Below are 20,063 nucleotides of genomic sequence, written 5' to 3' on the forward strand. Positions count from 1 at the left end.
GCCAGCAGCGAAAGACTTGACTTTCGACTCGACCATTCCCGAGGAGTTCACCATGAGCATTGATGGAAAAGTTGCCCTGGTTACTGGCGCGGGGCAAGGCATCGGGCGCGCCATCGCTTTACGCTTGGCTCAGGACGGTGCCCATATTGCAATTGTTGACATGAATGAAAACAAGATGACTGACGTCGCGAACGAAGTCTCCAAAATAGGCCGCAAGGCCAGCATCTTTCGGGCGGATGTCTCGCATCGTGATGAAGTCTACCAGGCGATCAACGATGCGGAGAGGAGGCTTGGCGGTTTCGACATCATGATCAACAACGCAGGCATTGTTCAGGTTCAGGCCCTGGCCGACGTCACGCCCGAGGAATTCGACAAGATATTCAAGGTGAATGTACAAGGCGTCCTGTGGGGAATTCAGGCCGCGGCTAAAAAATTCAAGGAGCGTCAGCAAAAGGGAAAAATCATTAGCGCATCCTCCATCGCAGGGCATGAAGGTTACGGCATGCTCGGAGTTTATGCCGCCACCAAATTCGCAGTGCGTGCCCTGACCCAGACTGCGGCCAAGGAATATGCCAGCGCTGGCATTACGGTGAACGCGTATTGCCCCGGCGTGGTCGGGACTGATATGTGGGTTGAGATCGACAGGCGCTTTTCCGAGCTGACCGGAGCAGCCATCGGTGAAACTTACAAGAAATATGTCGGCGGGATTGCGCTCGGTCGCGCTGAGACACCGGAAGACGTGGCCGCGTTCGTATCGTTTCTTTCCGGTCCTGATTCCGATTACATGACGGGCCAGGCGCCTTTGATCGACGGGGGCATGGTTTATCGCTAAAAACCCAAGTCCTTCAACACGCGTTGAGCTTCGACCAGCTGTGGTTCAGGCACCAGCACTTTGATCGGTGTAACGAAGGCGAGAGAAGGGCTCAGGCCATGGAGATCCGCTGAATAAACATGAGCCTTGATGCCAAGCTCCTCCAGCTGAGCTCTTAAAATATCGGCCTGGATCACATCGAATGTTTCAAATAACGTAATCAAGGGACAACCTCCATGGTGTGACCTATCTGACCTTATAGTCTCTTGACAACAGGGTTTTCAAGCGTTTCACGCCAAATAATGTTCTCAGCTTCCAGGAAACTGTCACATCTTTTGACAGCCGCCACATTCCCGGCCTTTTAGTACGCTATAACTAGTTGTTTTCATTCAGTAATATTAAAGAACAGCTTGTGCAATTGGCCCTTCGTCTGGCAGAAAACCCAGACGCAATTTTAGAAAAGGGTTGTTCCATGCTGTCGAAAAAAATGCTGTCTGTTGCTGTGATCCTGGTTCCGGTTCTGGTGGGTTGTGGTTCCAAGGATAAGGACAAGGACGATGCAGTGACTCCCGTTCGTCCCCAGATTCCTCTGAACGCTCCTTCTGATCTGCTGGGTTCCTGGAAACAATGTACTCAAGACTCCGAGACCACAGCGTCCGGCGCGATCTATACATTCCGCGCCGACGGCTCTTTGGAGTTCAAGTCCGTATCGTTCAGCACGAAGGACTGCAGTGATGCAGGAACTGTTCTGCTGACTCTGAAAGGCAGTTACGTGGCTGGATCCGACAGCGCTCTGGATCTCACCATCGGCAAGAAAGACGAAAAGACCTCAACGACCGTCTACCGGGTCTTTTCTGTCCAGGGCAATCAGTTGCTGATCTCGAACAACGCGGTCGCCGGCTCCGATGCCGATCATCGCGATTTCGATCTCAACGCGTCGGCTCTGAAATTGGTAAAAATGGAAGCCAATTGATCCGCTGCACCACATCCCTGCACCAGGGATGTGGTCCTGTTCTCACCGGTCGATTTTCAGATCATAGCCCACCAGCACCTTCGCATAACGCTTCAAGCCAATCGGCTGCGGTCCGGCTTTCGTCCTCGAAACATCGACGAGCTGCACCATCAATCCCGAAGCCTCATCCATCCAGACATCCGTCTCCGGGTAGCGGGGATCCAGACTGAGTTGAATTTTCTGCGCCGGCACCGATCCGTCTTCACTATCCAGGGCGATCGTGGTGGTGACAAAACCGGCCCAGACGCAAACCACATTCAAGGGACAACGGCTGTCCTGAACATCCCGAAAGGCCAACTGCAGCGGACCCACGGCAACAGCCGGGGCCCCCAGCTCAAGAATGGCACAGGCCGCCGGTTCAGACGGATGGTCCTTGCAGGTCGGTGGGAGCGGGGACTCGATGGGTCTGGCCTGGACCGCACCCCAGGCCGTCAGTGCAAGAAAAAGGCAGAGCGATTTCATAAGTTCTCCTCGTTATGATGTCAGCTCCAGGTGAGCTCAGGGCGAGGACAAAGTCCTCCCCTTCCCTCACCATCGGGTCTGTCCAGATAACGAAGAGCGCCGTATTTTTTTCGCAGGAATTCCGATCAGGGCAGATGCTTTTTTTCGAAGACGAAGGTGCCCAATGGAAGCACAGCGGCCACCATGCTCAGCAGCCAGACATTGCGTTTCCAGCGCAGCTCCAGGGCCATATAATTGGCCATGGCCACATAAGCCAGGAACAGGCCGCCATGAGCCATCCCGACCACCCTCACCGCTTGAGGCTCACCCCAAATATACTTGAGTGGCATGGCAATGCCCAAAAGGATCAGGAACGACAGCCCTTCAAAACGACCAACCCAGCGAAAAAGAGACATCATGTAATTTTCCCCATTCACAAGCTCAACAGTCCGAATAATGAATATTCCTCCATCCGTCCACCCCAGAATGCAGAAAATCCATCCGTCAGCCGCAGCTTACCACCTGGTAACCTTCCTCGCGTGTTCCAGAGACTCACACTTGTTTCCTCGTCTGCCTTTCTCTACACTTCACAACGTTTGTCCTTTTGCTCCTGCGTTGAGGTGCCTCGTGGCTGACAACACAACCGATAAGCTGGATCAGGATCTCGCCTTCTTCATGGAATCGCTCAAGGAGGTGCTGGAGGATCTCCAGCACAAGGAACTGATTCGCTTTATTCCCTGGCTCGGCCAGCCGCAGGATACCGCCCTGCCTGAAACGGTCTCCTCCTATCGTCTGGTCCAGCTCCTCTCGATCTCTTTTCAGCTTCTCGGCATGGTTGAAGAGAACATCACCGTTCAAAATCGTCGGTTGCAGCAGGCCTCCGGATCGCTGGAAAAGGAAGCCGGACTTTGGCCCTGGGCTTTTGATCTTTTGAAGCAGGCGCAATTATCCGAAAAGGAAATTCTGCAAGCCCTGCAACGCCTGCATGTGGAGCCCGTGCTCACCGCGCATCCGACCGAATCGAAACGGGCCACCGTCTTGGATCATCACCGCGATCTTTATCTGCAGCTCGTCAAGCGCGAAAACCAGATGTGGACGCCCGTGGAACGGCAGTGGCTGAAGAATGAAGTCAAAACCATACTCGAACGCCTCTGGCGAACCGGGGAAATCTATCTGCAAAGGCCGGAAGTTCGCCATGAATTGCGCAACATGATGCACTATCTGCGCAATGTCTTCCCGCAGATTCTGCCCTGGCTCGATCGTCGGTTTGAAACAGCCTGGCAGCAGGCGGGATTTCAGTGCCCGCTTGATTACATGCGGGGACACTATCCACGCTTTGATATCGGCACCTGGGTGGGCGGTGATCGCGATGGGCATCCGCTGGTGACGGCGGATATCACCCAAAGAGCCCTGCTGGATCTGCGGCTGAATGCCTTGATCGTTTTGCGCCGCAAGCTGACCGATCTTGTCAAGAAAGTCAGTCTCTCGGATCAGATGCAGACGCCACCGCGCGTTCTCACGGAACGCCTCGCCTGGTATGAAAAAAATCATCCGGAGATCTTCGCCGACGCACAGCGCGCGAATCGCGGCGAATCATTTCGAGTGCTCATCAACATTATGGTGGCCCGCCTGCCCATTCAGGTGGTGCGGGATCATGCCACGCAACTCGATGAGCGTCCCTTCTGCTACCAGTCCCCGGTTCAGGTGATGGAGGACTTCGCCTACCTGCGGGAAGGGCTGGAAGCCATTCGCGCCCATCGACTGGCCCAGCTCGAAGTGAAGGACGCCGTTCGCACCCTTCAGGCCTTTGGATTTCATTCCGCCCGACTTGATATTCGACAGAACAGCCGCTTCCATGATGAAGCGATGGCGATGCTGCTGCATACCGCGGGACTGGATAACGGTCGGGATTATCCGAAGTGGGACCTCGAAGCCAAAAAAGCTTTGATTCACAAGGAACTCGGCGTGGTGCGACCCTTCTCCCTGCCCCAGTATCCCTTTGATGGCCCGGCTGAGTCGGTGCTCAGCTCCTATGCAGTGGTCGCGGACTATACTCGAAAATACGGCTATGCGGGCATCGGTTCCTTTATTGTCAGCATGACCCACACGGCTGAGGATCTCTTCACGGTATACCTGCTCATGCGGGAATCCGGGTTGGCTCAGGTATCTGATGCCCAACTCGTCTGTCCGATCCCGGTCGTGCCGCTCTTTGAAACGATAGATGATTTGGTGGACAGCACCCGTATCATGGATGAATTCCTTGCGCATCCCATCACGCGGCGCAGTCTGCAGCTGCAGGCTCAATTGCAGGGCCATACGCAACTGCAGCAGCAGGTGATGATTGGTTACAGCGACAGCAGCAAGGATGGTGGCATCCTTGCCAGTCAGTGGCATCTTTATCTGGCCCAAAAGGAACTCGCCGCCCTCGGGGACAAACACGGCATCGAGATCATCTTCTTCCATGGTCGCGGGGGCACGGTCAGCCGCGGGGCTGGTCCGGTTCACCGTTTCCTTCAGGCCCTGCCCAAGGGCGCCGTCAACGGCACCTTGCGCATGACAGAGCAGGGGGAAACCATCGCCAGGAAGTTCGCCAACCAGGCCACGGCCGTTTACAATGTGGAACTGATGCAGGCGAGCCTCACGGCCGAAACCCTTCTCAGTCGCAAACGGAAGGAAGTCGATCCCTGGTTCATGGAAGTCATGCAGGAGCTGTCAGGCCGCAGCCGGGAAACCTATCGCAGCCTGATCACGCATCCCGATTTTGTATCCTTCTTTCGTCAGGCCACACCGATTGATGCGTTGGAACATTCCCGCATCGGCAGTCGCCCGCCGAAGCGCAGCGGTCAGGCGAGTCTCGAGGATCTGCGGGCCATTCCCTGGGTGTTTGCCTGGAATCAGGCGCGCTTTTATTTGCCGAGCTGGTACGGGGTTGGCACCGCGCTCGAGGAAATCAGGAATCAGCGACCGGACGATTTTCAAAAGCTGAAGCAAAGTCTGCCGGAGCTGAAACTTCTGAATTATGTCCTCTACAATGTGGAAACCACGGTGGCCTCGGCCAGTGAAAGCCAGATGAACGCCTATGCGAATCTCGTAACAGATCCGGCCCTGCGGGCCCGTTTTATGGATCCTATCCTGGTTGAATTCCGGCGCACGCGCCAGCTTCTGATTGAAATCTTTGGGGCCACGGTCGAGGCCCGTCGCCCGCATGTGGTGAATACCATTCAACTGAGGGAACCCAGTCTGGCCATCCTGCATCGCCTGCAGATCGAGCAGCTCCGCACCTGGCGCGCCTGGCCGGAGAACAGTCCCGAGCGGGACTCCAGCCTTGAGGCCTTGCTTCTGACCATCAATGCGATTGCCGGGGGTCTAAGGAATACGGGTTAATCAGGAGCCTGCGGCAGCTGCGAGGATTCGATGAAAGTCACCGGTGGGTAGGTGAAACCCTGGCTCATGAAGCGGCGTTTCACAAACGTGTCGAAATCCTCTTTCGCAATCCTCTTCTGCTGCATGATTTCCAGTTTCCTCTTCAGGGCTGTCGGCAGACCCTTCGAAAAACCTAAATAAACAGGCAGCCGGGTGTTTTTGATTTCATAGCAATGCAGCGCGACCTGAATGTTCGCATGCTGGGCGGCAAGGACCAGCACGCCCGGCATGGGACTGTGCACGGCATCGACGCGGCCCTTGTGCAGCATCTGCAGCATGCGTTCCTGCGCCCGATCCCCAGCCACGGGAAATTGCGTCATGCCCTGCAGCGCCTTGGGAATGACAGTCCCCCGAACATAAGCGAGCCGCGAGCCGGCATGAAGTGGTTTCAGCTCCATGGGCACAGCCGTACAGAAACCCTGACCCAAATGCAAGAGCGGTTCCTGTGCATAAAGCACGGATTTTTCCCGATCCGGTGTTTTATAAAGAACGAGCATGATATCCAGCTGCTGGTTGCGCAGCTGTTCGACTGAACGATTGATCGGCACCGTCTGAAACGTGAGCGGAAGTTCCAGGCTGGCCAGCATGTCCTGTGTGTATTCGATGATCAAACCTTTGGGGCCATCGTCATCGGGGATGAGAAAGGGATGATATTCCATCATGCCGACGTTCAACTGCAGAGGCACGCCGACCGCGGATTTTTTCTCCTGCGGCGCCGCCTCCACGGATGCACGGCAAAAGACACCGAAACTGAAGATGATGGAGCTCATCCAGCGGTCGAGATTCATCCTGATTCCCCCAGATAACCATTGTCAGGGGGACAGGAAATGAAGTCAATGCGAGCTTTTGTGGGGAGCCGGAAACCTGCCCTGTCCCAGCGGACAAGGCAGGCCCGTTCCTACCAGCCTTTAATTTTTGCGGGTTCGCCATAGAGGAAGTCGTCGACCGCCACCGCGTCCTTGGTATGCGTTTCCGCCGAGGTATAGCCAAGAGCCACGCTGCCGTTGGTAATCCGCACCTTGGCGATACGGCGACCGTCGGTGAATTTCACGCCCAGAAATGAAAGGCTTTCGTTGCTGTTGGGCACCGCATCCACGGGAACGGAAAGCAAGCGGCGACCCTTTTCATCAAGGTATTCGATTTTGGAAACATGCTTCAGATCCACATCGGTGAACACGGCACCGAAACTGGTAACGGTTGCGGGCGTGAGGCTGCCCGGCACGGTAAAGGTCATCTCCAGAATGTTGCTGCCAAGCGGCGCGAACAATTTTTCCGGACTGAAGCTGCGGAAAAGTTTTGGCAAAATGCGGTTGATATTGCCGAATTCAACGTCCGCTTCACCGACCTTGGCACTGACCTGCAGCTGATTGCAGGGGGCGCTGATCAGAATTCCGCGGTTTTTAAAAAAATCACCGGGGAACAGGTTGGGGGCGGATTGCGCGGCCGGCACGCCATCCCAATTGATCTCACGATGACCCTCGGGCTGTGTTCCCACCGCGGCCAGGTTATTGTCTCCACCGAGATCCTGGCGATAGAGATCCACGGTATCCTGAATATCGGCGGGCGAACGCCCTTTGTCCGAGCGAATAATGACACCTTGGGCAGAACCGGCGTCAAGGTCGGAAGGGCTTATACCATCGCCGCAGGCCGCCGTCAAAACCAGGGGAAGAGCCATCCAGAGACGTTTACGGGAAGAGAACTGTTTCATATGATCCATCCTTTGCCTGAACTGTTATCTGACAGTCTCGTTATAGTGCCCCGGATTTTTTTTCGCTGTTCATCGCCACTCTCAATTTGTGATGTGATTTGTCGTGATTCCGTCTTGCAACACCAGGAATCATCCTTTAGGGTTGAGGCCGCACCATGAAGGAGACAGGACATGATCTGGAAACGCTTGATTTTACTCGCCCTCCTGGGCACGCAACCCTTGCAAGCCGAGACTCCGCAGCCTTCCCCCTGGGTTTACGACGAACCAGCCTTGACGCGCGACAATCCGAAACCCTTTGGCCTCAAGATCGAATATGGCCAGAACCACGCAGCCGGCAAGACCTCCTATCTCAATCGCACCACCAATTTCGGGACCAAATATGAAAACGGACTGGATGAAGTGCGACTGAATGCGGACGGCAATTATTTGCGCAGCAAAGGTCAAACCGTCGATGATCGCCGTCACGCGTTCTTCGGTTATGACCGCTACATCGGCTCGCACCTCTGGCTCTTTCTTTTGCTGGATTGGGAAAGCAATCGGGTGCTCGGCCTGAACTATACGCAGCTCAGCGGAGCCGGGGTCAAGGTCGACATCATGCGGAATGCGGCCTACACCTTGAATGTCGGGGTCGCTTATCTCAAGCGGGCCAAACAAACCGAATACAACGCCACACTTTTGGATGCCGACAATCAGCCCTATACGGAAAACCGGGTGACGACCAAGGATGACAAAGTGATCTCGGCTCGACTCAAGTTCAATTATGATACGGATCTGACCAAATTTTCACTGGTCGGTTTCTATCTTCCAGTGACGCGAAAAAATGTGGATCCTGTCTCCGGTGTGGAAAAAAATGATTATAGCTGGACGCTGGAATCCTCGCTGGCCTGGCATCTGACCAAACGGATTTACCTGAAGTACGCTTACTTCTATCGTTTCGAGTCCCTGCAAACGGCTCCCGGTGTTTCGCGTGAGGACGAAAAAACCACTCTGCAGGTGGGTTATGAATTCTAACGCAAGCCACCGATACCATTGATAGGTTAAGCAGGCGGGCGCCTGGGATTTGACAAATGCCGAAGCGGACTTACATTGGGAAAACAGGCGTTTTCCTTGAAAGGAACCGATCATGGCGCTCCCTGAATCCGAACTCCCCCAATGGCCCAGGCCCCGACGCTACCGCTCCAGCCGACCGCGCATCCTGCATCCGGAGTTCGGCGAGGAACGCGAGGACGATATCATCCAGCGACCGGATTTGCGTCAGCATCCTCTGGGTCAAAGGCCACAGGGCCAGAGTCTCATGCCGGCAGCGCTCCTGCTTCTGCTCTTCTGCGCCGGTTCCTTTTGGTCCTGGATGCATCCGCATGAGAATCACCTCGCCGCCACGCAGAGCCTTGTTTATGAGCAGGGTGAAATCTGGCGTCTCATGACCACACTCTGGGTGCATGCGGATATCGCCCACCTTTTGGCCAATAGCGGCCTCTTTGTGATCTTCGGACTATTCCTCCGGCATTATTTTGGACTCTGGGCTTTTCCTAGTCTTTCGCTGCTCGGCGGCATGGCGACGGGGGCCTTGGCCTTGCTTACCTATGGACCGAATACGCGGCTCATTGGAGCCTCCGGCATGGTCTATTTTATGGTGGGACTCTGGCTGCTTCTTTTTCTGCGATATGCTGATTATTTGAGCTGGGCGCATCGCGTGATGCGCGCGCTGGCCTTTGTCCTGGTCGTTCTGGTGCCGACCCAGTTCGAACCACAGGTGAGTTATCGCACGCATGCCATCGGTTTTGCTCTGGGGTTATTCTTTGGCTGGCTCAGTGCGCCCTGGACGAAACCTGTCACCAGCGTGGCACCGCCAGAGGTCGAGGAGGACGCGGAATATTATCGCTCCGCCCATGACTACGAGGAGGAGCTTCTGCCTTGAGTTCGCCGCTGGCTCAGGCCGCCTTCCAGCTGAGATCGCCGACATGATCGTAGAAATGCAGAAGGTGGACGTGCAGCATATCCTGAGGGCTCAGCTCGCCATAGAAAAAGTGGGGTTTAACCGCAGCGGCCGCTTCCAGACGGCGAAAGGCCTCTTCCAGCTCGGTCAGGGCTAGGACGATATCGCCTTCCGCGGCGGGCGCAGGCATGCCCGGAACCGTTGGATCATTCCGATCATGCTTCATGGTATCCAGCATGGTAAAGATGTGAAACACAGCCTTGCCGATGGAATTTTGAAACCATGCAGCCTTCACTTCGGGATAACCCTCGAGCGCGCAGTGAACGCCCTGGATGCAGTGTCGGATCACCTGATGCACAGTCTGCTTCCCGTTATTGCGCAAATCGGCTGAACCCTTCAGCTTTGCGATCAGATCCAGCGTACCAGCCAGAGTCACTTTACGCGACGTGCAGGAGAGCGCCAGCGGACTCAGCAGAATCGCGAAGGGCGTGGCCACGGTGAACTTAAGAAATTCCCTGCGTTTCATGATACCTCCAACATCATTTCATTGTCCTTATCCACAAATTTGAACCAGGCCTGGCTGGCTTTTTCATCATCACGAATTGCCTGGCCTGGCAGGGACGTATCCCAGCGCTGAAAACCCATCTTGTCAGCGGCTGCGAGGTTCTGATACACGGCATCGTGGATAAAGATCACACTGCCCTGCTTGCCAAAGCGTCGGTAAACCGGATTCCGCATGGCTTCATAACGCGTGGCCAGAGTCAGCGGCGCGCCGCGCAGATCATACTGCTTCTGACCCGAACGAGGGAAAAAGCCTTCCACCCGGCCGCGGGCCAGTCCAATGCCACAGTACACCGGCTCCGGGGTATCGAGCCGGGCCATCTCTTCATGAAAGATCGCACACATCCTTTGCGCAAGTCGCAGCGCCACCGTATCGGGAGCTTTGCCTTGGGGAACGCGGAAAGGAAAACCCACCGTACAGATCATGCCATCGCCCATTTCCTTGACGCGATAACCGGTGGCCTCGAGACGCTCGGCATCGTAATCATGATTGATGGCATCAAAAAATCGACCCATGCAGGTATCCAGGGCCTTCCGAAAATCCGGATGTTTCACCTTCGAGGAACCCACCACATCAAAGACCAGAACCACGGCCTCCTGTTCGATCGTCGGCATGCACTTCTCGAGCCTCGTGCCCGCGCGCAGCAGCGGGATCACATGCAAGGGCACGATCTTGGAAAGTTCCTGAGTCAGGTGGGAAAGGACATCGAAAGCGTAAGAGAAGCGGATGGAGACGAGCAGACTCGCGGCCGTTACAAAGACGAGCTGACCGATGGGAAAGACATCAAAACCCAGCCCCATGCCCTGGGAACGCAGCATATCCCCCGAGGCCGTCAGACTCAGGAATACCGTACCGATCGCCAGAACCAGGGAGCCTTCCCGCTTTTGCCACAAGGCCCGGCCCACTCCATAGAGAGCTGACAGCATGGCCACGCAACCAAAAAGATGAAAGCTCAGGAGTGTAAAAGCATAGACAGGGCTGCCCAGGACCGCACATATCAAGGAAAAGGTGACGGAAAGAACCCAAAGACATTTCAGGATCCAGCGATGCATGAGACCCGGATAGCTGATGCTCAGGAATTGATAAAAGCAGGACGCCGCCATAAAATAGCCGACGTGTCCCACCGCGAACGAAGCGTTACCTAAAAGATCCGGCGCCATGATGCTAACTACATTGCTATGACCGACGGAGGCATGACGAAGGGCCAGGAAGAAGCAGAAAAAGCCCAGAAAAAAAGTTTCCCGGCGCGTGCGATGGATCACAAACAGGGCGAACTGGTAAAAGCCGGTGACCAGGAGCGCCGTGACCATGCCCGTATCTTTGAAGAGTTTGTGTTCCTTGCCTCGCGAGATGCCGATGGTATCGCCGAGGAGAAGCTGGCCACGAATTTTGCGCCAGCGCATGAATTCATTATTCGCATGAATCAGAACGGTAATTTTTCTCTCGGCGGGCAGATGGATCGTTCCGGTCTGTCGCCGATTACGATCCGCATTGTCGCCTTTCTTGAAAAGACCACGACCGAAGACCAGGCGACCGTTGGCATAAACATCCACGGCGCTGCGCTCCGGCCACCAGAAGCTGAGCGTCTGCACATTGGGATTGTCGATTTCCAAACAGAACGTGCTCGTCCCGTTCCATTCCGGGTGCTGCTGCAGCTGCGCCGCCAGCCAGTAATCCATGAGATCGAGAAGGCCTCCCCCTGTGCAGGCGGCATCGATGGGTAAAATTTGGTTTGGGTAAAAGCGCCAGGATCCATTCAGATCGAAGATCCGGTCGCGAAAAATTTCCTGCGGCAGAGTCAGCCGTCCGTCCTGCGCCGTAAGCTTCTGTGCCGTAGCCGCAAAGGGCCAGGCCAGAGTCAAGGCAGTGATGACGACGAGCACGAGGCGCATGCAAATTTCCCTGAAGAGACGATTGCTTGAATCTGTCCTCGGCATTTTGGGGAAAAACGTGAGTCGCGCGGTCTGGTCAGCCTGCAGATCAGATCCCATGTCGGCCTGCTGCTTCACCTCAAATGGGTTATTCGCGAAATCACCAAAAAGGACTGGGAGGCTTTTTTCCATGCCGGCTTCAGGGAGGTGCAGAAAAAAAGCCTGGAGTCACAAGTCCCGAAAAATTTAGCAATCGTAAATTGTTTTGACCAGCCAATCAAAAGACTCTGGCGATGCGTAAGCAGGAAATTTTTTGTTAGGAGAAGAAGATGCTAACTGGATATTACAAGTTTTTATTTACATGTTTTCCTCTCGTCGCGGCACCTGCCTTTGCTGATTTTCTCCCACCCAACGATTTGCATTTGGAAGACAGTCTTCTGCGGGATGCGAATGTCACGGAAGAGGATTTCAATGGTGTGATCGACCAGGCGGAAGCCCTGTATGGCCCCATCCTCAAGGAACAGCATGGTGCCACACTCAAAGTGAGCCGACTCTGGGACACCAATACGGTCAATGCCAGCGCCATGCAATTCGGCAGGACCTGGCACGTGAATATGTATGGAGGCCTCGCGCGGCGGCCTGAAGTCACGCTTGATGGTTTTACTCTGGTCCTTTGTCATGAACTCGGTCATCACCTGGGAGGTTATCCCTTCTCCGCAGCATGGGCAGCCAACGAAGGGCAGTCGGATTATTTTGCGACTCAAAGCTGCGCGCGGCAGTTATGGAAAGAAAACCGTTCGAAAAATGCCGAGGCGCGCGAGGAGATTCCTGAGTGGCCGAAAGCTCAGTGTGATGCCGTTTGGAAAACCGAAGATGAGCAGAATCTGTGCTACCGCTTAATGCTGGCCAGCAAATCCATCGCTGACCTGGCCGCTGCGGTCAGCAATAAATCCGTAGCCTGGGATACGCCTGACAGCAAAACCGTATCGAAGACCTACAACGGTCATCCGCAAAGTCAGTGCCGTCTCGATACGATGATGGCCGGCGCCGTCTGTGATCTTGAATTTGACATGAACCTGATTCCCGGCAAGGACCTCGGCAGCAAACGCAACAGTCCCGAGGCCGAGATGATTTCAGCGAAACATACCTGTACGCAGTATATGAATTATGAGATTGGCTATCGACCCGCGTGCTGGTTCAAGTCAGCTCTTTAACTCACCTCAAACAGGAGGAGGATCAATAGTAAAAAGGCTTGGGGTGGGACCGGACCTCTGTCAGATCCGACTCCCCCCTTTCTGATCACTTCTGCAGTTTCAGTTTCGCATCCACCGCCCGGAACAGCACCATACCTGCAAGCATGGCTCCCACAAAAACCAGTGGTTTCACCCCCAGGCTGGCCACGGAAACGACCGCAGGGCCCGGGCAAAAACCGGCCAGACCCCAGCCGATGCCAAACAGCACCGCACCGATCACCAGCGCCGGCGTGATGTCCTTTTTCTCAGGCACAAGCCACTGCCTGGAAAAAAGCGGCGAACTCCTTTTTCGTATCAGGCGATAGGTGATGAAGTGAACGCCGATCGCACCGACCATGACAAACATCAAGGACGGATCCCAGTTTCCAAAGAGATCCAAAAAACCGACGACCTTCTGCGGCTGGGTCATGCCCGAAATGCCGAGACCGATCGCAAATATAAAACCGACAAGCAAAGCGCTGATTCCATTTTTCATGACAGTATCCCCAGATTTCTCAGCAGCACAACCGTCACCATGCCCGCCGCAATAAAGGTGATCGTGGCCACCAGCGAACGGGGCGAGAGTCGACTGATACCGCAGACGCCATGACCACTGGTGCAGCCACTGCCCATCACCGTTCCAAAGCCCACCAAAAGTCCCGCGGCAATGGTGGAACCCAGGCCGGTCTCCAGCTGTCCCGAGAAGACCTCGGGCTGGATAAACCGCATGACCAGTCCACCCAGCACAAGGCCGGCGACGAACAGCCAGCGCCAGGCCACGTCCCCTTTCACGGGTGTCAGCGCCCCGTTGACAATTCCACTGATGCCGGTCACGCGACCGTTCAGGAGCAGCATGAGCGACACTGCCGCACCGATCACGACCCCGCCCAGCAAAGCATTGATCCAATCCTGATTCATAACACGCAGCCTCACTTCGATAGTTCTGCCCCGAACATACTGAAAAACGCAGCTCTTGTCTTGCCCCGAGCCGATGACGGGAACCAGGCTAAAGTGGACCCCCTCGACTTCATGACCGACCGTACCTTTCGCTTGAAAAGGACGCCTTATATTGAAACAGTATGGGGCATGCCGATCCATAGGAGCCCCTCCATGAAAGAGACTGTGAAGGATTTTTTTGACAAGGATACCTGGACCCTGACCTATGTCGTCCATGATGCGGGGACCCGGGATGCTGTCATTATTGATCCGGTCTGGGACTATGACCCGGCCGCATCCAGCATGAGTGTCCATTCGGCGGAAAAGGTCCTGGCCTATGTCAAGGAACAGGGTCTTACCGTCCATTATATTCTGGAGACCCATGCGCACGCGGATCATGTGAGTGGCTCACAAATTCTGAAGCAGCATCTGCCAGGCGCCAGAATTGGCATCGGAGCCAACATCACCGCCGTGCAAAAGGTCTTCAAAGGCATCTTCAACCTCGATCCCGATTTTCCCACGGATGGACGGCAATTCGATCTTCTGCTGCGTGATGGTCAAACGCTGCAGGCGGGGACGCTCAAGATCGAAACGATTTTTACACCCGGTCACACACCAGCCTGCGCAAGTTATATCATCGGCGAATCGGTCTTCGTCGGCGATGCGATCTTCATGCCGGACTACGGCACAGGCCGCTGTGATTTCCCAGCCGGCAGTGCCGCCGAACTTTATGATTCGGTGCATGGCAGACTCTATAAATTGCCTGATCACTACCGCCTTTACGTGGGTCACGACTATATGCCGGGAGGCCGGCCGCTGGCCTTTCAATGCACGGTGGCGGAACAGAAACGCAGCAACATTCAACTGAAGGAGGACACCACGCGCGACCAGTTCATCAGTTTCCGCCAAAAACGGGATGCGACGTTGAACACGCCGCGACTGCTTCTTCCCAGTGTGCAAATCAATATCGATGCCGGGCATCTGCCGCCTCCGGAACCGAATGGCATCGCCTATCTTAAAATACCGATAAGGAAGTAATCTGCATGACAGCAAGCAAGGATCAGACTGTGATTCTGGACGTTCGCACGCCGGAGGAATACCAGGACATTCATGTGAAGGGCTCGCAAAACATCGATTGGAACCAGGCGGATTTCAAGGACCGCGTGCTCCTGCTCGATAAAAAGGCCTGCTACAAAGTCTATTGCCGCAGTGGCAATCGCTCCGGCCGGGCCATGGAGCTGATGAAGTCCCTCGGATTTCAGAATGTGGAAAATCTCGGAAGCGTCAGTGAGGCCGCACAAAAGCTGAACCTTGACTGTGAAAGCGGTTCCTGATTTTTCCTGCAACATTCCCCTCGTCTCCATCGTCAATGTTTCATACGATGGGCAACCCCGGACCGGGCTTGCGTGCCCGGTTTCGGGACGGTCTTACTTGGGGAAAAGCGATGAAAAAATTAGGAATTCTGCTCCTTCTGGGCGCCTGTACCACAACCACGACCCAGCCTCCAGCACGGAATCATTCCAGCCTGACCGTTGTGGGCAAGCCGGCTGGCGTGCTCAAATCCACCGCCCTTGTTGAATTAACGGATGATGACTGGAAGTCCATCGAAGAGCGTGCATCCTGCGTGACGCATCTTTACGAATGCCAATTTGATAAGACAGGTCAGATCACCGGCCTTAAGGCCCTGGATCACTCTGATCCCGCTTTTCAAAGCCTGACTGAGGAATCCCTCCGCACCTGGCGCTTTCAAGAGGGGCAGGAGGGGACATGCCATGCCCAGATAATCTACGAACGCAACGAGCCGACCCATGTTCTGCTGGTGGAGCCGGATATGGCTGTCACCATGGTCAGCAACCTGCAGAAAAACCGCGCCGCGCTGCCGCCAAAGAATGAGCGGCCGCTGCCAGGCAGAATTCGCCAGGAAAAGCCTCAGATGCCTCGGGAAATGGCTCTCAAGGGTGTCCAAGGGTTTATCACAGTGAATTATGACATTGACGAAGCCGGTGTTCCCACCAACTTCAAAATCATTGATGAGGACCCAGAGGGCGCTTTGGAAAAGAGTGCTCTGAGGGCCTTGCGTCGGTGGCGTTATGCACCGCTGGCGAAGGAACCCAACTCGGCCCGAAACACCACAACAACGCTTACCTATCGGCTGGTCGGCAGCAGGAATTTCATGACGAGCTGTGACCTCGGCCTGCGACTCAATCGTCTGGCCCGGCCCCCGATCAAACAACCTTAGGTAAAGACCACGGGTCCGCGCCAGGCGCCAAAGCCATCGCTCAGATGCGCGAGGTTCTGCCAGCCGGCAGCCCGAAGAATTTGCAAAGCCCGCTGCGAACGAATTCCACTCTGACAGTAAACCAGAACGGGTTTGCTGCGGGTGGGAAGTTCCGGCAGCAATCCTTCCTGCAGCTTCGAAAGCGGCCAGTGATGCGCCGCCGGCAGATGCCCGCGCAACCATTCCTGACTTTCGCGAATATCGAGAGGAATGAAGTCCCGCCAGCGATCCCCCACGGCAAGTTCCGCGGCGGCATAGTTGGGAACATCTTTCGCCGCGTTCGCATCGCAGGCATTGTCCAGATCGCGCAGGACGATATCCGCTGGTGATTTTGAGCAGCAGGGACAGTCCGGATTTTTTTTCAAAGCGAGACGCCGCGTTTCCATCGTGTGCGCGCGCAGGTGAAAGAGCTGACCCACCAAAGGCTCCAGCCCATCCTTTTGCGGACCCTGGGATCCATTCAAGAGGAGCTTGACGGTTTCGAGCGCCTGCACACTGCCGATGATGCCACCCATCGCTCCGATCACGCCGGCCTCCGCACAGTTCGGCACATAGGTCTGGGGCGGTTCCGGAAAAAGACAGCGATAGCAGGGCCCATGGGGAGCCCAGAACACCGAAGCCTGACCTTCCCAGCGGAGGATGGTGCCATAAACCAGGGGCTTGCCCAGCTTATAGGCGAGGTCATTCAACAAAAATTTCGTGGAAAAGTTATCGCTCCCATCCAGAATAATGTCGTAAGGCGCCGCGATTTCAACCGCATTGGCTGCGGTCAGACGTGTCGGGTAGGCTGCAACATGAACCTCGGGGTTCATGGCCTGCAACCGCGCGGCGGCTCGGGTCACTTTGTCACGGCCTTGATCGGCATTATCATAAATGATCTGCCTTTGCAGATTGGAAACATCGACCTGGTCCGCATCGACAAGTCCGATCGACCCCACGCCGGCGGCGGCCAAATACATGGCGGCCGGGGCTCCCAGGCCACCCGCGCCAACGATCAAAACACGGCCTGCAGCCAATTTTTTCTGACCTTCCGCACCGACCTCGGCAAGTACCATCTGGCGCGCATAGCGGGACTGTGTCATGGGATCCTCCTCAGGTCTTAATATGCCCCCCACTTTAACGATGTTCCCACCTGGTTTCAATGCCTGGAATCAACGGCCGAACGCCGGTTCGCAGACCCGAAACTTTACCGTCAAGTACAAAAGCCATGCACGGTTTACGCCGAACACCCTATTGACTGCCGTATAAACAAAGAGACAAGGCGGGAGGAAAGCGAGCCGCGGAGCCAACCGGGCAAGGATATCTCTCACGGAGGAAGGGCTCTGAACAACTTGATACACAAAGGACTCGTCCTGAGCGGCTTCATCGGCCTGCTCCTGCTATCGGCCTGCACCTGCGAAGCGCCGCTGCGTCTGCGCGTGGGGATGATGCGGAACGCCGGCTGCAGTCCTTTGGCTCTGGCAGTCAAGCAAAGGATTTTTCAGGAGCATAATCTCGAGGTGGATGTTCAAACTCTGGATGATGCCGCGGGGTTTGCAGCGTCCCAGTTCGATCTGGTCTGCATGAATCTCGCGGACCTTCTTGTGCAGCCGCTGGATTATCGGGTGGTTTCCATCCCAGGTGCCTCCCATGGAGCGGACGTGCTCGTGGCGCGCAAGGATGCGGGAATCGCCTTGAAAGATCTCAAAGGCGCTCGCATCGGGGTGACACCGGTTTCGATGGGCCACCTTCTGCTCATGCATGCCCTCCGCCAGCATCAGCTCGCGCCCGAGAATTTTACCGTTCTGCCGCTGGAATCCCGGCAACTGGAGGAAGCCCTCCGGAAGAGTGAAATTCAGCTGGCCGTGGCGGCTCCCCCCGTTTCGCTCAGCATCATGAAACATCCGAACATACAGGTCCTCTTTCGTTCCGCGGAGATCCCGGGCATGATCGTCGATGTCGTGGCGGTGCGGGCCGAAATTTTTATCAAATGGCCGCAGCTGGCCGCGAAATTGGAAAAGACCTGGCAGGACCTTGAGGCTTGGCGCGGTCAGCACGCGGAGCAGGCTCTGACCTTCATGGCGAAAAGCGCCGGTCTTCCGAAGACGACCTTGCAGCAGGATTACAAATTTCTTTCGCTGACCGAACAGCGTGCCTATCTTTATCCCGAAGGACAGCTCCTGCCTTTGATCCAGGAGCTTCAGACGAGTCTTCTGCAGACGGGAAGCCTTGAGACGCCCCATGACCCCAGCCGCTTTCTCTTCATTCCTACCGCGAAGTAGCGAATCCGCCCCCTCCTTGCGAAAAAGCTACGCGCTTGTCTGCATATGTTGAGCAAACTTTCCCGCTACAGTTTCGCTGAAATGATTTTCGTTCCCGTCTGTGGTCCCCTTTCCTGTAGACAAGCAGGCGAAGTGGTGTACAAGTGTAAGTTCAATTTCGTTATCCCTCGTTATGAGGGTCTGCTGTGTCCAGCTCTAAACCATTGAGGAGAGACCGATGGAAACCACAATCGAAAAGGAAGCCGTGCGCATCGAAATTGCACGCCGGAGCCAGGCGGAACATGATGCAGCGCCACGCATTCGCGGGGCCGATTTCGAGACGCCTTCCCTCGCTTACCATGAAACGTTTCCTCGCGGGAAGATCGGCACGGTATTACGAAAACCCCTTGATACCCAGGAGCATCTGGCCCTGGCGTATTCACCTGGCGTGGCAGGACCCTGTCGCATGATCCACCGCGATCCCAGCCAGTCCTTTCGTTACACCGGTCGTGGGAACCTTGTGGCGGTCATCACCAATGGAACAGCGGTCCTCGGGCTCGGCAACATCGGCGCCTATGCCGCCAAGCCTGTCATGGAAGGCAAGGCCATGCTCTTCCAAAAATTTGCCGGCATCGATTCCTTCGACATTGAGCTGGCCGAAGAGGATCCCGACGCCTTTATCAAAATCGTGGCCGCCTTGGAACCCACCTTTGGTGGTATCAATCTCGAAGACATCAAAGCACCGGAATGTTTTTATATTGAAGAGGAACTGCGCCGGCGCATGAAAATTCCCGTCTTCCACGATGATCAGCACGGCACTGCGATCATCGCCACGGCCGGCCTGATCAATGCGCTGGAACTGACCGCACGTCGGGTGCAGGACATCCGGGTGGTTTTCTCGGGCGGCGGCGCGGCGGCGATCGCCTGCGCGCAGATGTTTCTCTCGATCGGCGTGCCCCTTGAGAATATCATCCTCTGCGATAGCAAGGGCGTGGTCCATGATGAGCGCGATGACCTCAATGAATACAAGCGTCGGTTCTCTAAAAATACGCCGCTGCGTACCCTGGGCGAAGCGCTGGTGGATGCCGATGTCTTCGTCGGTGTTTCTGCCGCTGGTGTTTTAAAACCGGACATGCTCAAGACGATGGCACCGCAACCAATAGTTTTTGCTCTGGCCAACCCTGATCCGGAAATCACGCCCGACCTGGCCCGCCTCGTGCGGCCCGATGTGATCATTGCCACGGGCCGCAGTGACTATCCGAATCAGGTTAACAATGTGCTGGGCTTTCCCTTTATTTTCCGCGGTGCCCTCGATGTTCAGGCGCATACCATCAACGAGGAAATGAAACGCGCCGCTGCCTATGCGATTGCGGATCTGGCTCGTCAGCCAGTTCCTCTCTCCGTACAAAGAGTTTATCAACGGGAAGGTTTGCTCAAATTTGGTCGCGACTACTTGATTCCGAAGCCGAACGATCCACGCGCCCTGGCCATCGTTGCCAGCGCTGTGGCGGAAGCGGCCATGACTTCAGGTGTTGCCCAACATCCCATCGATATCCTTGCGTACCGTGAACGTCTCGTCACTCTACTCACGGATGATAGCGGCGGGAATTGAG

General features: G+C 55.6%; 21 protein-coding genes. 11 read left to right on the top strand and 10 right to left on the bottom strand.

What is annotated here, in order from left to right:
- Window positions 1–52 precede the first annotated feature (52 nt).
- Window positions 53–832: an acetoin reductase gene (locus tag OLTU_RS16685; RefSeq protein ID WP_141733901.1), complete on the top strand. Its 780-nt coding sequence runs from the start codon at window positions 53–55 to the stop codon at window positions 830–832.
- On the opposite strand, the gene OLTU_RS16690 is transcribed toward OLTU_RS16685, so the two are convergent.
- Complete coding sequence (locus tag OLTU_RS16690; protein ID WP_176736699.1) at window positions 829–1,035, bottom strand: putative signal transducing protein; 207 nt, start codon at window positions 1,033–1,035, stop codon at window positions 829–831. The two genes, OLTU_RS16685 and OLTU_RS16690, sit on opposite strands and share 4 nt — an antisense overlap.
- 248 nt (window positions 1,036–1,283) lie before the next feature.
- Between OLTU_RS16690 and OLTU_RS16695 the strand changes: the two genes are divergently transcribed.
- Window positions 1,284–1,784: a hypothetical protein gene (locus tag OLTU_RS16695; protein ID WP_141733903.1), complete on the top strand. Its 501-nt coding sequence runs from the start codon at window positions 1,284–1,286 to the stop codon at window positions 1,782–1,784.
- 42 nt (window positions 1,785–1,826) lie between these two features.
- Here the strand turns inward: OLTU_RS16695 and OLTU_RS16700 are convergent, their stop codons facing one another.
- Both OLTU_RS16700 and OLTU_RS16705 read right to left on the bottom strand, forming a co-directional pair.
- Window positions 1,827–2,285, bottom strand: coding sequence for a hypothetical protein (locus OLTU_RS16700; protein WP_141733904.1), 459 nt, complete (start codon window positions 2,283–2,285; stop codon window positions 1,827–1,829).
- 125 nt (window positions 2,286–2,410) lie between these two features.
- Window positions 2,411–2,683: a DUF3817 domain-containing protein gene (locus tag OLTU_RS16705; protein ID WP_141733905.1), complete on the bottom strand. Its 273-nt coding sequence runs from the start codon at window positions 2,681–2,683 to the stop codon at window positions 2,411–2,413.
- 208 nt (window positions 2,684–2,891) lie between these two features.
- On the opposite strand from OLTU_RS16705, the gene OLTU_RS16710 reads away from it, so the two are divergent.
- On the top strand, window positions 2,892–5,648 hold the full coding sequence (locus tag OLTU_RS16710) for a phosphoenolpyruvate carboxylase (RefSeq protein WP_176736700.1): 2,757 nt from the start codon (window positions 2,892–2,894) through the stop codon (window positions 5,646–5,648).
- Here OLTU_RS16710 and OLTU_RS16715 read toward each other — a convergent pair.
- Both OLTU_RS16715 and OLTU_RS16720 read right to left on the bottom strand, forming a co-directional pair.
- Window positions 5,645–6,475 (bottom strand): substrate-binding periplasmic protein, encoded by an 831-nt coding sequence (locus OLTU_RS16715; RefSeq protein WP_141733907.1) that lies wholly within the window; start codon window positions 6,473–6,475, stop codon window positions 5,645–5,647. The two genes, OLTU_RS16710 and OLTU_RS16715, sit on opposite strands and share 4 nt — an antisense overlap.
- Window positions 6,476–6,585: 110 nt before the next feature.
- Window positions 6,586–7,395: a hypothetical protein gene (locus OLTU_RS16720; protein WP_141733908.1), complete on the bottom strand. Its 810-nt coding sequence runs from the start codon at window positions 7,393–7,395 to the stop codon at window positions 6,586–6,588.
- Window positions 7,396–7,566: 171 nt separating this feature from the next.
- On the opposite strand from OLTU_RS16720, the gene OLTU_RS16725 reads away from it, so the two are divergent.
- Entirely contained in the window at window positions 7,567–8,406 is an 840-nt protein-coding gene (locus tag OLTU_RS16725; protein ID WP_141733909.1) for a DUF481 domain-containing protein, read from the top strand.
- A 112-nt stretch (window positions 8,407–8,518) separates the two neighbouring features.
- Entirely contained in the window at window positions 8,519–9,313 is a 795-nt protein-coding gene (locus OLTU_RS16730) for a rhomboid family intramembrane serine protease (protein WP_141733910.1), read from the top strand.
- Between the two features lie 13 nt (window positions 9,314–9,326).
- Here the strand turns inward: OLTU_RS16730 and OLTU_RS16735 are convergent, their stop codons facing one another.
- Window positions 9,327–9,857: a DUF1569 domain-containing protein gene (locus OLTU_RS16735; RefSeq protein ID WP_141733911.1), complete on the bottom strand. Its 531-nt coding sequence runs from the start codon at window positions 9,855–9,857 to the stop codon at window positions 9,327–9,329.
- Window positions 9,854–11,785 carry a 7TM diverse intracellular signaling domain-containing protein gene (locus tag OLTU_RS16740; RefSeq protein ID WP_176736701.1) on the bottom strand — a complete coding sequence of 644 codons (1,932 nt, stop codon included), beginning with the start codon at window positions 11,783–11,785 and terminating at the stop codon, window positions 9,854–9,856. The genes OLTU_RS16735 and OLTU_RS16740 overlap by 4 nt, the downstream gene beginning before the upstream one ends.
- Before the next feature lie 308 nt (window positions 11,786–12,093).
- Between OLTU_RS16740 and OLTU_RS16745 the strand changes: the two genes are divergently transcribed.
- Window positions 12,094–12,978 carry a hypothetical protein gene (locus OLTU_RS16745; RefSeq protein ID WP_141733913.1) on the top strand — a complete coding sequence of 295 codons (885 nt, stop codon included), beginning with the start codon at window positions 12,094–12,096 and terminating at the stop codon, window positions 12,976–12,978.
- 85 nt (window positions 12,979–13,063) lie between these two features.
- On the opposite strand, the gene OLTU_RS16750 is transcribed toward OLTU_RS16745, so the two are convergent.
- Window positions 13,064–13,492, bottom strand: coding sequence for a DUF6691 family protein (locus OLTU_RS16750; RefSeq protein WP_141733914.1), 429 nt, complete (start codon window positions 13,490–13,492; stop codon window positions 13,064–13,066).
- Window positions 13,489–13,914: a YeeE/YedE family protein gene (locus OLTU_RS16755; protein WP_141733915.1), complete on the bottom strand. Its 426-nt coding sequence runs from the start codon at window positions 13,912–13,914 to the stop codon at window positions 13,489–13,491. The genes OLTU_RS16750 and OLTU_RS16755 overlap by 4 nt, the downstream gene beginning before the upstream one ends.
- Before the next feature lie 192 nt (window positions 13,915–14,106).
- On the opposite strand from OLTU_RS16755, the gene OLTU_RS16760 reads away from it, so the two are divergent.
- From OLTU_RS16760 to OLTU_RS16770, 3 genes are all read left to right on the top strand, one after another.
- On the top strand, window positions 14,107–14,970 hold the full coding sequence (locus tag OLTU_RS16760; RefSeq protein ID WP_141733916.1) for an MBL fold metallo-hydrolase: 864 nt from the start codon (window positions 14,107–14,109) through the stop codon (window positions 14,968–14,970).
- A 5-nt stretch (window positions 14,971–14,975) separates the two neighbouring features.
- Complete coding sequence (locus tag OLTU_RS16765; protein ID WP_141733917.1) at window positions 14,976–15,266, top strand: rhodanese-like domain-containing protein; 291 nt, start codon at window positions 14,976–14,978, stop codon at window positions 15,264–15,266.
- Between the two features lie 110 nt (window positions 15,267–15,376).
- A complete protein-coding gene (locus OLTU_RS16770) occupies window positions 15,377–16,171 on the top strand; it encodes an energy transducer TonB (protein WP_176736702.1) in 795 nt (264 codons plus the stop codon).
- Here OLTU_RS16770 and OLTU_RS16775 read toward each other — a convergent pair.
- Entirely contained in the window at window positions 16,168–17,292 is a 1,125-nt protein-coding gene (locus OLTU_RS16775; protein ID WP_141733919.1) for a ThiF family adenylyltransferase, read from the bottom strand. The genes OLTU_RS16770 and OLTU_RS16775 overlap by 4 nt on opposite strands.
- A gap of 249 nt (window positions 17,293–17,541) precedes the next feature.
- On the opposite strand from OLTU_RS16775, the gene OLTU_RS16780 reads away from it, so the two are divergent.
- Both OLTU_RS16780 and OLTU_RS16785 read left to right on the top strand, forming a co-directional pair.
- On the top strand, window positions 17,542–18,471 hold the full coding sequence (locus OLTU_RS16780; RefSeq protein ID WP_141733920.1) for an ABC transporter substrate-binding protein: 930 nt from the start codon (window positions 17,542–17,544) through the stop codon (window positions 18,469–18,471).
- A gap of 217 nt (window positions 18,472–18,688) precedes the next feature.
- Window positions 18,689–20,062 carry a malic enzyme-like NAD(P)-binding protein gene (locus tag OLTU_RS16785; protein ID WP_141733921.1) on the top strand — a complete coding sequence of 458 codons (1,374 nt, stop codon included), beginning with the start codon at window positions 18,689–18,691 and terminating at the stop codon, window positions 20,060–20,062.
- The last annotated feature ends 1 nt before the right edge of the window (window position 20,063 follow it).

Origin of the sequence: Oligoflexus tunisiensis (assembly GCF_001748245.1) — a bacterium.
GTDB classification, from domain to species: domain Bacteria; phylum Bdellovibrionota_B; class Oligoflexia; order Oligoflexales; family Oligoflexaceae; genus Oligoflexus; species Oligoflexus tunisiensis.